The organism is Pseudomonas sp. I3-I5 (genome assembly GCF_022699445.1).
In the GTDB taxonomy this organism is placed as follows: Bacteria; Pseudomonadota; Gammaproteobacteria; order Pseudomonadales; family Pseudomonadaceae; genus Aquipseudomonas; species Aquipseudomonas fulva.
Window position 1 is genome coordinate 2,536,285 of record NZ_CP093940.1, and the last position, 12,861, is coordinate 2,549,145.

Here is a 12,861-nt window from a genome sequence, read left to right on the forward strand (position 1 = left end):
TTGACTGAAGCCTTTTATAGTTCACTAGAGCGAATAAGTAAATCTGCATCATGCAGCCTATTTACGGACACTTGACATATATAGTTCACCAGGTGGATTATGTAGCCATTCCAGCGAGGAGAGCCAACATGAAAATCGCCAGCTTCGATGTCGACGCACAACTAGGCTTCACGTGCCATGCGCCTCAGGAACTCCCAGTCCCCGACGGTCACGAAATCGCACCAGACCTCAACGCCATGGCACAGCGGGCCGACCTGCGGCTGGGCAGCAAGGACGCGCATCCCGCCAATGCCGCGTGGGTGGTGGCCGACGCCACGCAGATGCTGCAGCCGCTGACCCTTGCCAATGCGGACCTCACCTGGGTCAGCCACTGCATCCCTGGTACCCCCGGTTTCGAGCTGCTGCCGGGCCTCCCTGCCCCCATCGAGTACGACTACTTCGTGTGGAAAGGCGTGGAGCCCGACCTGCATCCCTATGGCGCCTGCTATCACGACCTGGCCGAACGCCGCTCCACGGGTGTTATCGAATACCTCAAGGTGCATCAGGTGGGTGCCGTGATCGTAGGCGGCCTGGCGCTCGACTACTGCGTGCGCACCACTGCCCGGCAACTGCGTCAGGCCGGGTTCGAGGTGCTGCTGTACCTACCGGCTTGCCGTGCCCTGACCCAGGCCGGCGCGATAGAGGCCTGCGGCGCCCTGGCTGGCGAAGGTGTGAAGCTGTGCGGCGACGAGTCGGCCCTCGACCATCAACTGGCCCTGATCAAGGAGCAAGCAGCATGAGTGACAGCGTATTTGGCCCACGGATCGTTCAGAACCTGCTGGACACCGACTTCTACAAGATCACCATGATGCAGGCGGTGCTGCACAACTACCCCAATGCGGAGGTGGAGTGGGAGTTTCGCTGCCGCAACGGTGAGAACCTGGCCCCGTATCTTGCAGAAATCCGCTACCAGGTCGAGCAACTCGCCGAAGTCACGGTCACCCAGGACCAGCTTGCTTACCTTGAGAAGATCGCCTTCATCAAGCCTGACTTCATCCGCTTCCTGAGCCTGTTCCGCTTCAACCTGCGCTACGTGCATGTTGGCCTCGACGACGCCGGCCAGTTGGCGATACGCGTGCGCGGCCCCTGGCTGCACGTCATTCTGTACGAAATCCCGTTGCTGGCGATCATCAGCGAGGTTCGCAACCGCTACCGCTACCGTGAAGTGGTGATCGAACAGGTACGCGAACAGTTGTACCGCAACCTCGACTGGCTCAGGGCCGAGGCCAGCAGTGACGAATTGGCAGGCTTTCAGCTAGCGGATTTCGGCACTCGCCGACGCTTCTCCTACCGGGTGCAGGAAGAGGTGGTGCACATCCTCAAGCGCGACTTCCCAGGCCGCTTCGTCGGCACCAGCAACGTGCACCTGGCGCGGGAGTACGAGCTGCGGCCGATTGGTACCATGGCGCACGAGTGGTTCATGGCCCACCAGCAGCTGGGCCCTCGCCTCGTGGACAGTCAGGCGGCAGCCCTGGAGTGCTGGGTGCGCGAGTACCGCGGCCTGCTGGGTATCGCCCTTACCGACTGCATCACCATGGATGCCTTCCTTGGCGACTTCGACCTCTATTTCGCCAAGCTCTTCGATGGCCTGCGCCATGACTCGGGCGACCCGCTTGCCTGGGCGGAGAAAGCCATCGCGCACTACCACCGGCTGGGCATCGACCCGAAGACCAAGACCCTGATCTTCTCCGACGGCCTGGACATGCCGAAAGCGCTTGAGCTTTACCGCGCATTGCATGAGCGCATCAACGTGAGCTTTGGCATCGGGACGCGCCTGACCTGCGACATCCCAGGAGTCGAGCCGATGAACATGGTGATCAAGATGACAGCCTGCAACGGTGCGCCGGTAGCCAAGATTTCGGACAGCCCTGGGAAAACACAGTGCCGGGATGAAAATTTCGTGGCCTATTTGAAGCATGTGTTCAACGTAGGCGGGTGACTTTCTGCAGGTGGCAATGCAAGGCCTGGGTCCGTATCATGCCTTCCGGTTCAACACTCAACTCCACTTTCAGCGCACCAGGAGAACGATCGCGATATGGACATCAAATTGGCAAAGCTGGTCACGGCAATGGGCTTGGCAGCCTTGCTCGCAGGCTGCAGCGAGGAAACGGTGCCCGAGCCTACCGCTGACAACTGTACCCCGCAGATGCAGGAGAAAATTCTGGCGGATTTGTCCAAAGAGGCCAATCGCAATACCTTTACCGCCAACTGCAACAGCTTCCTCCAAGCGCGCAAGCACACCGACTGGACCTTCAAGAAGAGCCCGAAAGACGATTTCTGATGAAGTACTGGCGGCCCTGGCAGCACACGTGCGACGTAGCCGCCGGGCCGCTGGCCCTGATCACCGGCGAGGTATTGCCTGGCTTCGCTCTACCCCAGCGAGCACGGTCAGCCTCAGTTCTTCAACCGCCAGTGCCTGCGTGATCTCGCCGGCGAGTGCCGCCTCGGCCAAGGCATCGGCCGCACCAAGGATCGCCCACAGCGTAGCGTTCGACACAACGCCAGACCCAGCAAAGGGCGAGAAAATGTCTACGCATTTGCCGATCAGTACTTTCTGGTACGCACGCTTGACAGCGGCGAGCTCAGGGGACCCGCTCAGCGCAGCCAGCACGCCTTGAATCTCGCGTCCCTGGCTCATGACGCAGCGCACGTAAGCCTCTGCAAACGCCTGGGCCTTGGCCTGCGCATTCGGCGCAGCGTGCGAAATGGCAAGGTCGAACAACTCGGTCTGTCGTACATCGTAATCTTGATACAGCGCCGCAAGCAGACCGTTTCTGCTGCCGAAGTGATCGTAAACCACAGGCTTGGTAACACCCGCCTCCTCGGCCAGACGGCCTAGCGTCAGCGCGTCGGTGCCCTCTTCGGCGATCAGCGACCTTGCGGCTTCGAGCAACTGGCGTGCGCGTGCTTCGCGGGTCAGGCGGCGGCGCGTTGAAGTTTGGTCACTGGAGGTCATGGGCCAGATTGTCACATCGCCTTTGCCGCGTGGGAAGCGAAAATGCGCATGCCGATTTCGTGTGCGGTGCGCAAGTGCGTGTGTCCGTTGCCGCCGTCCGAAGGCAGCAGCAAGGTTGAACTGCCTACCGGTGCGCCGCAGTAGTCGAAGATGCCATGGTCGATCTGGGTATTCATGGCCGAGGCATAGCCATGGCGAGCATACGTGCCGATATCTGCGCCACCCACCCCCACCAGATGCACGGGCAGGTGTTGCAGTCGCTTGACGACCTTGCCCTCAGGCGTGTCCGTGTAAGCCCAGCCCTGGGCGAATACGCGGTCAATCCAGCCTTTGAGCAAGGCTGGGAATGACCACCAATAGACCGGGTAGACCAGAACCAGCGCCTGGGCGCGGTCCAGACGGGCCTGCTCAGCGGCGATGTCTACTGGGACAGGTGCTTGCTTGAGAAAATGCCGCTGGTCAGCGAGCGTGAAACGCGGGTCGAAGCCTTCGGCGTCCAAGTCTGCGAACTCGACACTGTGATGGGCATGGGTATCGGTGATGCCCTGGCCTATGGCCTTGGCCACAGCGTGAGTCAGGGACCGAGCGTCGGGATGGGATACCACGATAAGGCCGTGCATGAATTTAACCTCGCGTGCAATTGTGAGGGCGGATCAAGAGCGCCCGCTAATTTACGAAAGGTAACTTACCACTGGTAACTTGTCGAGCTGCCAGTCAGTCTGCTTCTGCGCGATTCATGCTCCGGTGGGCGGCAATGCCACTCCACTGCACGTGCAACTCGCCGCGTCGCTAGGCCGAAGCACCAGGGAAAGCCACACAAAGATCATGAAAGCGGGCAGCCGCTCGAGAGGGTGAGCCTGCGTGGGGCAGCACTATCGAGAATCGGCGAACCAGTGAACACGCCCCCACCTGGACCTTGCGCAAAACCGTATTTTCATGACGGATCGACAGGGCGGACACGAAACCTACGCCCATACCCGCACGCACTGCTTCCTTCACCCCTTCTACGCCGGCAATCTCCAGGCCGATCTTCATCGGCAGTTGATTGATGGCAAATGCTTGCTCGACGACTTGACGCACGCCCGAACCCTGCTCACGCAGCACTAATGGAAAGCCAGCCACGTCCTTCAAGAAGCGAGGTTCGGCGCCAGCCAAGGGGTGTGCAGCCGGAACGATGGCGACGATTTCGTCCTCAAGCCACTCGGTCACGCCAGTGCCCACGGGCAGGTCTCGCCCCGGTGGCCCTTCGATCAGCGCCAAATCCACGCTACCCAGAGCACCGACGATTTCGGCGGTGTTGCCCTGTACGGTGGTAATCGCTACCTGCGGGTAGAGTGTCTTGAATTGGGCGATCAGGTGGGGGAGCAGGTAGCTTGCAGGCGTAGTGCTGGCACCGATCCGCAATGTGCCAAGCTGAAGGCCGCGCATCGCTTCGCGAAGTGACCGGGCCTGATCGAATGTATCGCGCAGCCGAGTCGCATGCGCCAGGAGCTGTTCGCCTGCTGCCGTGAGGCGCACCCCGCGCCCGGCCCGATGATAAAGAGGCTCACCGAACGCTTCCTGCAGTAGCTTGAGTTGACCAGACACCGCCGGCTGCGACAGATGCAAGGCCACTGCGGCATGGCTGATGTTGCCGTGCTCGGCAACGACAGCGAAAGTTATAAGCTGTTCAGGGGTCATTCCGCAAAACTATCAGCTAAATGGATACTCTGCATTCCAGATTACGATTTTCATAAGCTTATAACCAAATTATTGTGGTGCTCATTGATTCCGCTCGCTGGAGAATCTCATGACACCCGCCCCTAGTACGCCCCCTGACGCACCTGTCGCGCACCGCTGCGCAGTGCTCAAGGGCGTGATTTTCGTTACGGTTCTCGCCCTTGGCGTCAGCCAGGTGGCTGCCCTGCTCCTTTTTGTCCAACTTGGCCTCAGCCCGTTGATCCTTGGCATTATTGCCGGGGCGATCTGCGGCAATGTGCTGAAAGATCGCCTGCCGGCCTGTTATGGCCCGGGCATACACTTCTGCGCCCGTGCCCTGCTGCGTGTGGCCGTGGCCTTGTTCGGCCTGCGGATCAGCCTGCAGGAAATCGTACAGGTTGGCTGGCCTGGGCTGGTGATCTCGCTGCTGGTGATCAGCAGCACATTGGCGATAGGCGTGTGGTGCGGCATGAAACTGCTCGGGCTTGACCGGGAGACGGCCCTGCTTACGGCTGCGGGCAGCGCCATCTGCGGGGCTGCGGCCGTTTTGGCTTTTGAATCGACGCTGCGCAGCGCGCCGCATAAAAGTGCGGTGGCCGTGGGCAGCGTGGTGCTGTTCGGCACGGCGTCGATGTTTTTCTATCCTTTTTTGATTCAGGCCGGCTGGCTGCATCTGGATACCCAGACCGCTGGGCTTTGGCTGGGTGGCACCCTTCATGAAGTGGCTCAAGTTGTCGGCGCTGCCAGTACCCTTGGCCCTGACGCCAGCCATGTAGCAACCATCGTGAAAATGACGCGGGTGATGCTACTGGTGCCCGTCCTGTTGCTGGTTGGCTGGTGGATCAGCCGTACCCCACGGGCTGGCGTGGTACCCGGCAAAGGTCGGCTCTCGGTGCCTTGGTTTGCATTTGGGTTTCTGGCACTGGTGGCGATCAATTCGCTTCAGGTTCTACCTTCCAACCTGCGCGAGGCCGTCAACGGCCTGGACACCTTCGCGTTGACCATGGCCATGACAGCGCTGGGCATGGAAACTCGGTTCGAACAGATACGCCATGCCGGGCCTCGCGTGCTGGCGACTGGAGCGATTCTGAACATGTGGTTATTTGGGGGTGGCCTGGCCATTACCCTCGCCGTGCAACGGCTGATGGGGTGATTGTTTGGCAATGCGCGCTACTGGAGCGGCCGTGAAGTACCGGGCTTTTTTTGCAGGCCTCTCGTTGCCGCTTCCATTTCTCGGTATGGTGTGGTGAAAGAAGGATGTTTTACCCGCACAGGAAAGACTTAGATGCCCCAACGCCATGTCATCAATGCATCCGTCAGCCCCAAGGGCAGCCTAGAAACGCTGTCCCAACGTGAAGTACAGCAACTGAGCGAAGCCGGCTCCGGCAGTCTCTACACCCTATTCCGCCAGTGCGCCCTGGCTATCCTCAACACCGGCGCCCATGTCGACAATGCCAAGACCATCCTCGAGGCCTATCAGGATTTCGAAGTACGCATCCATCAGCAGGACCGAGGCGTTCGCCTTGAACTGCTCAATGCCCCAGCGGACGCCTTCGTCGATGGCGAAATGATCGCCAGCACCCGGGAGATGCTGTTCAGCGCCTTGCGCGATATCGTGTATACCGAAAGCGAGCTGGCCAGCCAGCGCATCGACCTGGAAAGCTCTCAAGGCATCACCGACTACGTGTTCCACTTGCTGCGCAACGCCCGCACCTTGCGCCCTGGCGTCGAGCCGAAGATGGTGGTGTGCTGGGGCGGTCACTCGATCAGCACCGAGGAATACCAGTACACCAAGAAGGTGGGCCATGAACTGGGCCTGCGTAAACTGGACGTGTGCACCGGTTGCGGCCCGGGCGTCATGAAAGGCCCGATGAAAGGTGCCACCATTGCCCATGCCAAACAGCGCATGCAAGGCAGCCGCTACCTGGGCCTGACGGAGCCAGGCATCATCGCTGCCGAGGCGCCCAACCCGATCGTCAACGAACTGGTGATCCTCCCAGACATCGAGAAGCGCCTGGAGGCGTTCGTGCGGGTCGGCCACGGCATCATCATCTTCCCGGGTGGTGCAGGCACGGCAGAAGAGTTTCTGTACCTGCTGGGGATCCTGATGCATCCGGATAACCAGGATGTGCCCTTCCCGGTCGTGCTGACGGGCCCGCGCAGTGCAGAGCCCTACTTGCAGCAGTTGCATGCATTCGTCGGCGCGACGCTCGGCGAGGCAGCGCATCGGTTGTACGAGATCATCATTGACGACCCGGCTGAAGTGGCGCGCCACATGGTCGAGGGGCTCAAACAGGTCAAGCAGTTCCGTCGCGAGCGCAACGATGCGTTTCATTTCAACTGGTTGCTGCGGATCGAAGAGAGCTTCCAGCGCCCCTTCGACCCCACCCACCAGGCCATGGCTGACCTGGATTTGCGTCGCGAGTTGCCACCCCATGAGCTGGCAGCCAATTTGCGCAGGGCGTTTTCCGGCATCGTGGCGGGTAACGTGAAGGACAAGGGCATCCGCCTGATCGAAGAGCATGGGCCCTATCAGATTCGCGGTGACAGTGCTGTGTTGGATCCGCTGGGGCGTTTGTTGCAAGCCTTCGTTGACCAGCATCGGATGAAGTTGCCGGGCGGGGCGGCTTATGTGCCTTGCTATCAGGTGGTGACGTGACCCACGGTTCGCAGCGAGGCACCTAGCGACCTCCGTTGAGCGGCCTTGCCGGGGCCGCTCTGCGGCCCATCACGCGGGCAGCGAGACCTACAGGGCTGTACCGGTACGCCCACGGCGCAATAAGTTCAGGCCGGCAACGCTAATACGTCACTCAAGAAAACCCACCACTGGCGACCTGCCGTTCTACGAATCGAATGCTATTCCGCCCTGCGCGCTTGGACGCGTACAGCGCCGCATCCCCTTGCTCGATCAACGCCGCCAGACTCGCTGGCGCCTGGTCAAACACATTCACCCCAATGCTCAACGTCACCGCTGCAGGTGTCGGTACCGCCCCGCCGGCGTAGGCCTGAAACTGCTCCCGCAAACCCTTGGCCAACCCCAGGACGCCTTCACGGCTCGCCCCACTGAGCAAAATCACGAACTCATCCCCGCCTAACCGCGCGGCCAAAGAGCGCTCTGGTAACACCGTACGAATCATTTCACTCAACGCCACCAGCAACCTGTCTCCTGCCGCATGCCCATGCAGGTCATTGACCAGCTTGAAGTTGTCGATATCGATCATCAACAACGCCGCAGGCCGTACATTACTGACCTCCTTGAAGAAAGGCCCCGCACGCACTTCCAGGGCACGCCGGTTGTACAGCGCAGTCAGCGGATCCCGTGCTGCCAGCCGAGCGATACGTTCTTCGCGACGGTAACGAACCGTGCCTGTCATCGACAAGGCGATCATCATGATCGCCATGGCGCCTTCCACCAGGGAGACCTGGATGATCAACCCTCCGAAACTGGCCAGGTCAATCAACGTGCCCGGCGCAATCGCAATGATCGCCTTGATCACGTAGAACAACCCATGCACCAGAAGCACATACCGCAACTGGACTGCACCTACGCTCAGCGATTGCCCATGGGGCTGGAGCAGGCTACTGGCCTTGAGGGTCAGGGCGGCAACCAGCAGCGAGTTGGCCATCAGCATGACTTTCGACCACTCCGGGCCTGCAGGCAGCAACAACAGAGCAAACCAGATCAGCACGATCACCAGCCAGGCGCGCGAAATTCGGTCTTGGGTGAAGCGCAACACGCCTAGCAGGAAAAGCCCATGGGCCACGACCAGCAGGCCATTCGCAAACCAGATGCCGATGAACAAGAGGCCAACGCCTCGCAGCAGCGCCAGCGTGCAACCGACGGTGATGGTCGCAAAACCGGCGCTCCAGTAAAGCAGCGACGACTCGCGGACACTGCGCCACTCTATCGCCAGGTAAAGGGCAGCCGCTGCCGCCAGGGCTATGGAAATGGTGAGCATGGTAGGTGGGTCTAGCGCCATGGCGGGTGTAGCCTATCGAAGGGGTTCGTAAAGGCGGCGATTGTATGCGCTCGCGCAGGATTTTCAGAGCAGTTGACGACCGCGTGCGCCAGACTTTCCTGCTGCTGTGACCGGGTGTGCATGAAACCGGAATCTTGCCGGTCCGGCGCCCCGGCAAGGCCCCTCCAGACCTGTTCAATCCGAGGTATATGACGGGGTGGCCGCCGAGGTCATCAACTTGATCAGCGCCTGATTGTTCACCGGCCGGCTCAAAAAGTATCCCTGGACCTCATGGCACTGGTCATCACTGAGCAAGGCGAGCTGCTCTGCTGTTTCCACCCCCTCGGCCGTGACCGTCATGCCCATTGCGTTCCCCAGGCTGATGATCGCCTGCACCACGCTGCGGTCACTGCTGCTCTTGCCCAGCGACTGAACGAACCGACGATCGATCTTGATGCTGTCGAACGGGTAGGTACGCAGGTAGCCCAGTGATGAATAGCCTGTCCCGAAGTCGTCCATGTTCAAGCGCACGCCAAGTTCCTTCAACGCGTTCATCGTCTGCAGCGCGCCTTCGACATCGTTGAGCATCACGTTCTCGGTGATCTCCAACTCCAGCCGGTGTGCAGGTAGCCCGGTGGTGCGCAGAGCCTCGGCCACATCGCGCACCACGTCGCTACGGCTGAACTGGGCAGGCGACATGTTCACGGACACGATCACTTCGAGCGGCCAAGCGCCCGCCTCACAGCACGCTTGCTGCAGCACCCAATTGCCCAGCAACACGATCACATCGCTTTGTTCGGCCAAGCCGACAAAATCATCCGGCATCAACAACCCAAGGCGGGGGTGCTCCCAGCGCACCAGCGCTTCGGCGGAGGCGATCGTTACGCCATCCACCTTGAACCGCGGTTGGAAATGCAAACGTAATTCCCCACGGGGGATGCCCTCGCGCAGCTCCTGTTCGAGTACACGCTTCTCAAGCAGCGCAGCGCTCATCTGCGTGGAGAAATACCGCCATGTGTTCTTGCCCGATTGCTTGGCCCCGTACAGCGCCACGTCGGCATAACGGATCAGGTCGCTGGGGCCACCCGGGTAATCGTCGGACATGACCACACCCAGGCTGGCGCCTACCTGGACCTTATGGTGCTCCACCGCCATTGGCTGCTTGAGGGTGTCGATGAGCCGGGCGCAGAACCGGTCGAGTTCATCACGCGCGCCCGGTGCGATCAGGACAATCACGAACTCATCGCCACCCAGGCGCGCGACCAGATCGCTGGAACGGGTCATTTGACCGAGCCGCATCGCCACCTCCATCAACACCGCATCACCGGCCGGGTGGCCGAGGCTGTCATTGATCGGCTTGAAGTTGTCCAGGTCGAGCATCAGCACGGCCCGCGACACCTTGGCGCTGTCCTCGAGGAAGCGGAACAGCTTGTTGCGGTTGGGCAGCCCGGTCAGGGCATCATGTTGGGACAAGTGCTGAATTCGGGCATGGGCTGCCACCTCATCGGTGATGTCGGTACAGGTTCCGCGGAATCCCTTGCAGATGTTGTGCTCGATGATGGCTCTGGCCGCAATTCGGCATTCGCGTCGCTGCCCGGCCTTGTCCAGGTACTGGCAGCGCAGCGTGCCGGTAGACTCGCTGGCGCCCAGGCCGTGCAGCCAGGTTTCGACATGACCGGTTTCACAATCGAACAAGGTGCAGACCGGCTGATTCAGCCAGTTCTGGGCGTCGTGCCCGGTCAATTCGGCAAAGCGTGGTGAAAGATAGATCAGCTGCTGCTGCGCATCGGTCTCCCAGATCCAGTCGGAGGCCGCCTCGGCCACGGCTTTGAAGCGCGTTTCGCTGGCCTCCAGTGCCCGCTTGGAAATAGCCAGCTGATGGTAGCCGCGGTCAATGTCGGCGCTGGTGCGCATGGCATAGCGTGCGAGCAGTACCATCAGCGCCAGGATGATGAGCAGCGCCACAGCCAGCGGTGCGAACACCGCTTGCAGCAAATCGCTACCGGGCTGGTCCATGCGCCAGGTCAAACGATAGGGAACCTCCTGAAGTGGCAAATGCCCCATGTCTTGCGCAGCATAGTCGCTCGCGGTGATAGCCAGGTCCGTGAGGCCGGCCGTCTTACCCATCTGACTCAGCAAGTCGGCTTCGATCATCCGAATGAAGACCATCACCGAGTTATGCTCCGCCAGGCTGTCGGCGAGCGCAGGAGGACGTATCACGGCAGAGGTGAAGACCGCAGGCTGGCCAGCAAACATGATGTAGCCCGATGCCGGTTGTTGTTGCGCCATGGCCTGGCGGGCCTGTTGCAGGACGCGATGGCCTTCGGGGCTGAAGTGATCGAAACCCAGGTCGGTCAAACGCCCTTGCACGACCGCATAGAGCGTACCCTGATCGTCAAGGACGAACACGCCTGCATAGCCATCATCGCTGTAGAGCGTGGCACCCACGTTACCTTCATCGAACGCCCATTGCCGGTCTGCTGGACGCGCCAGATGATCGTAGGCAGCCTGCCAGGAAGCATGGGTCCACAGGTAGCTGCGCTCGGTCTTGTGCAACTGTGCCAGGGCCGCGCCCGCATGAAATCGGCTTTGTTCCAGCTCCCGCTCATCGAGCGAAACGGCGATGCGGTACAGCGACACCAGCCCCAGCGTCATCGCCAACAAAAGCAGGCTCGAAAAGGCAAATACAAGATGGCGCATCACACGGCTGCGCGGCGAATCAGTGCCAAAAGCTGCTTCCATTCCTTGAGCGCCTATTGTCTGGGATGCACTGGGTGGACCAACAGCGTGCCTGGCCGATCAACGCAATCGACCATCGAGCAGGCCAACTACCCGTCCCTGCCCTACAACACCCGCTTGATCAACGGCTCCAACCGACTATAGCGTAGCCTGCGCAGCAGCTTGCGCACGGGCTTGGGGTGTTCGGCCTTGACGCCCAATGCGCGGGCAGAATCGATAGCCGGGGCGTGCTCACGCAATGCGCTGAGTTCCTTCTCGCACGGCCCCCGCCATTGCCCAAGGGGGTCATCGATAAGCAGGCCGTTTTCCAGGTCCAGGTTGAAGCCGCGTGGGTTCAGGTTGTTGCCGGTCAGCAGGCAATAACGCTCATCGACCCACACGCCTTTGGCGTGAAAGGTGTGTCCTGGGTCGTTCCACAGCCTGATCTTCAGCTGACCGCTGGCCAGCAAAGGCTCGCGACGCCGCGCAAAGGCCCGCAGGTTGTCCTCGTACAGATAAGGCAATGCCCCGCTGGCATGGAATGGCTCTCCCGGAGGGACGTAGAAGTCATTGGCGGTACGATGGCCGACGATGAACTCTATCCCCACGCCTCGTGCCAACGCATCGTCAATCTCGCGCATCACGACGCGAGGCGGATTGAAATACGGTGTGCTGATGACGATACGTTCCCGGGCCACGGCCAGTAGCGCGCACACGGTCTTGTTCAAGGCATTGCGCCTGCCAACGCCGATCAGCGGAATGACCCGCAGGTGCCCCGGCTCGGTTGCAGGGCCCGGTGCGTACGTAAGCCGGCGCATCCGTGCCCGCAGGCGGCGGATGTCACTGCGAAGATCGGCGGTGGAAGGCGCTGGAAGGTCCAGGCGCGGCGTGGCCTGCGGGTGGAGCAGCCGCTGCACCAGGTCGACCATGCAGTCGGCCAGGGCCTTGCTGTGGAACAGGTGGTAGCGATCAAGCCGGTAACGGTCGAACCGATGAAGGTAGACGTTGTTAAGGCTGGCGCCGGTGTAGATGACGCAGTCATCGATGATGCTGCCCTTGAGGTGCAGCACTCCGAAGAGCTCGCGGGTCTGCACAGGCACGCCATGGATCGCAATGTCCAATTGGCGGCTCTGGCGTTCGGCCTGGTACCAGGCTGCATTGCCAGGCTGCCTGCCCGCCCCCAGCAGGCCACGCCGGGCCCGGAACCAGTCCACCACGACAGTTATTTCAAGCGCTGGACGCGCCGCCTTGGCCTGATAGAGTGCGTCCAGCACCTCCTGGCCGGCCTCGTCATGTTGCAGGTAAAGCGCCACGATGACGATACGCCGGGTGGCTGCGCCGATACGCTCGAGCAAGCAGGCCCGGTAGGCCTGGGCATCCGGAAGCACTTCGATCGCATCGGCAGCCAACGGGTAGCCGGGCAACTGGGCCAACAGGTTTTCTGGGTTCACTTGCAGCCACCTTCTGGGCAAACTATGCCCCAGCTTGCAC

General features: G+C 61.1%; 11 protein-coding genes. 5 read left to right on the plus strand and 6 right to left on the minus strand.

The genetic code is table 11. The annotated features are described in order from the left end of the window. Positions 1-128 precede the first annotated feature (128 nt). The 3 genes from MOP87_RS11335 (at position 129) to trbK (ending at position 2,320) form a co-directional block, all read left to right on the plus strand. The gene (locus MOP87_RS11335; RefSeq protein WP_027914820.1) at positions 129-779 is read left to right on the plus strand and encodes an isochorismatase family protein; all 651 of its coding nucleotides are present in this window, start codon (positions 129-131) and stop codon (positions 777-779) included. Continuing rightward, on the plus strand, positions 776-1,978 hold the full coding sequence (pncB, locus tag MOP87_RS11340) for a nicotinate phosphoribosyltransferase (RefSeq protein ID WP_242809502.1): 1,203 nt from the start codon (positions 776-778) through the stop codon (positions 1,976-1,978). The genes MOP87_RS11335 and pncB overlap by 4 nt, the downstream gene beginning before the upstream one ends. Positions 1,979-2,074: 96 nt before the next feature. After that, entirely contained in the window at positions 2,075-2,320 is a 246-nt protein-coding gene (gene trbK, locus MOP87_RS11345; protein WP_023535077.1) for an entry exclusion lipoprotein TrbK, read from the plus strand. Between the two features lie 60 nt (positions 2,321-2,380). Here the strand turns inward: trbK and MOP87_RS11350 are convergent, their stop codons facing one another. From MOP87_RS11350 to MOP87_RS11360, 3 genes are all read right to left on the minus strand, one after another. Next, positions 2,381-2,995 (minus strand): TetR/AcrR family transcriptional regulator, encoded by a 615-nt coding sequence (locus MOP87_RS11350; protein ID WP_197873864.1) that lies wholly within the window; start codon positions 2,993-2,995, stop codon positions 2,381-2,383. Positions 2,996-3,006: 11 nt separating this feature from the next. Next, positions 3,007-3,615, minus strand: a complete 609-nt coding sequence (locus tag MOP87_RS11355) for an NAD(P)H-dependent oxidoreductase (protein WP_242809504.1) — start codon at positions 3,613-3,615, stop codon at positions 3,007-3,009. Between the two features lie 169 nt (positions 3,616-3,784). Then, on the minus strand, positions 3,785-4,675 hold the full coding sequence (locus MOP87_RS11360) for a LysR family transcriptional regulator (protein WP_197873866.1): 891 nt from the start codon (positions 4,673-4,675) through the stop codon (positions 3,785-3,787). A 109-nt stretch (positions 4,676-4,784) separates the two neighbouring features. On the opposite strand from MOP87_RS11360, the gene MOP87_RS11365 reads away from it, so the two are divergent. Both MOP87_RS11365 and ppnN read left to right on the plus strand, forming a co-directional pair. Then, entirely contained in the window at positions 4,785-5,846 is a 1,062-nt protein-coding gene (locus MOP87_RS11365) for a YeiH family protein (protein ID WP_242809505.1), read from the plus strand. Between the two features lie 132 nt (positions 5,847-5,978). Continuing rightward, a complete protein-coding gene (ppnN, locus tag MOP87_RS11370; RefSeq protein WP_023535126.1) occupies positions 5,979-7,352 on the plus strand; it encodes a nucleotide 5'-monophosphate nucleosidase PpnN in 1,374 nt (457 codons plus the stop codon). A gap of 151 nt (positions 7,353-7,503) precedes the next feature. On the opposite strand, the gene MOP87_RS11375 is transcribed toward ppnN, so the two are convergent. The 3 genes from MOP87_RS11375 to pssA all read right to left on the minus strand — a co-directional run bounded on the left by MOP87_RS11375 (position 7,504) and on the right by pssA (position 12,821). Further along, positions 7,504-8,652: a GGDEF domain-containing protein gene (locus MOP87_RS11375; protein WP_242809507.1), complete on the minus strand. Its 1,149-nt coding sequence runs from the start codon at positions 8,650-8,652 to the stop codon at positions 7,504-7,506. Between the two features lie 195 nt (positions 8,653-8,847). After that, entirely contained in the window at positions 8,848-11,394 is a 2,547-nt protein-coding gene (locus tag MOP87_RS11380) for an EAL domain-containing protein (protein ID WP_242809509.1), read from the minus strand. 101 nt (positions 11,395-11,495) lie between these two features. Then, on the minus strand, positions 11,496-12,821 hold the full coding sequence (pssA, locus tag MOP87_RS11385; RefSeq protein ID WP_230395971.1) for a CDP-diacylglycerol--serine O-phosphatidyltransferase: 1,326 nt from the start codon (positions 12,819-12,821) through the stop codon (positions 11,496-11,498). Positions 12,822-12,861: the final 40 nt, after the last annotated feature.

Bases quoted from the DNA above. Each gene is read 5' to 3' on its own strand.
- MOP87_RS11350 (WP_197873864.1), bottom strand. From the start codon at position 2,995: ATGACCTCCAGTGACCAAACTTCAACGCGCCGCCGCCTGACCCGCGAA.
- MOP87_RS11375 (WP_242809507.1), bottom strand. From the start codon at position 8,652: ATGCTCACCATTTCCATAGCCCTGGCGGCAGCGGCTGCCCTTTACCTG.
- MOP87_RS11380 (WP_242809509.1), bottom strand. From the start codon at position 11,394: ATGGAAGCAGCTTTTGGCACTGATTCGCCGCGCAGCCGTGTGATGCGC.
- MOP87_RS11360 (WP_197873866.1), bottom strand. From the start codon at position 4,675: ATGACCCCTGAACAGCTTATAACTTTCGCTGTCGTTGCCGAGCACGGC.
- MOP87_RS11355 (WP_242809504.1), bottom strand. From the start codon at position 3,615: ATGCACGGCCTTATCGTGGTATCCCATCCCGACGCTCGGTCCCTGACT.
- trbK (WP_023535077.1), top strand. From the start codon at position 2,075: ATGGACATCAAATTGGCAAAGCTGGTCACGGCAATGGGCTTGGCAGCC.
- ppnN (WP_023535126.1), top strand. From the start codon at position 5,979: ATGCCCCAACGCCATGTCATCAATGCATCCGTCAGCCCCAAGGGCAGC.
- MOP87_RS11365 (WP_242809505.1), top strand. From the start codon at position 4,785: ATGACACCCGCCCCTAGTACGCCCCCTGACGCACCTGTCGCGCACCGC.
- pncB (WP_242809502.1), top strand. From the start codon at position 776: ATGAGTGACAGCGTATTTGGCCCACGGATCGTTCAGAACCTGCTGGAC.
- MOP87_RS11335 (WP_027914820.1), top strand. From the start codon at position 129: ATGAAAATCGCCAGCTTCGATGTCGACGCACAACTAGGCTTCACGTGC.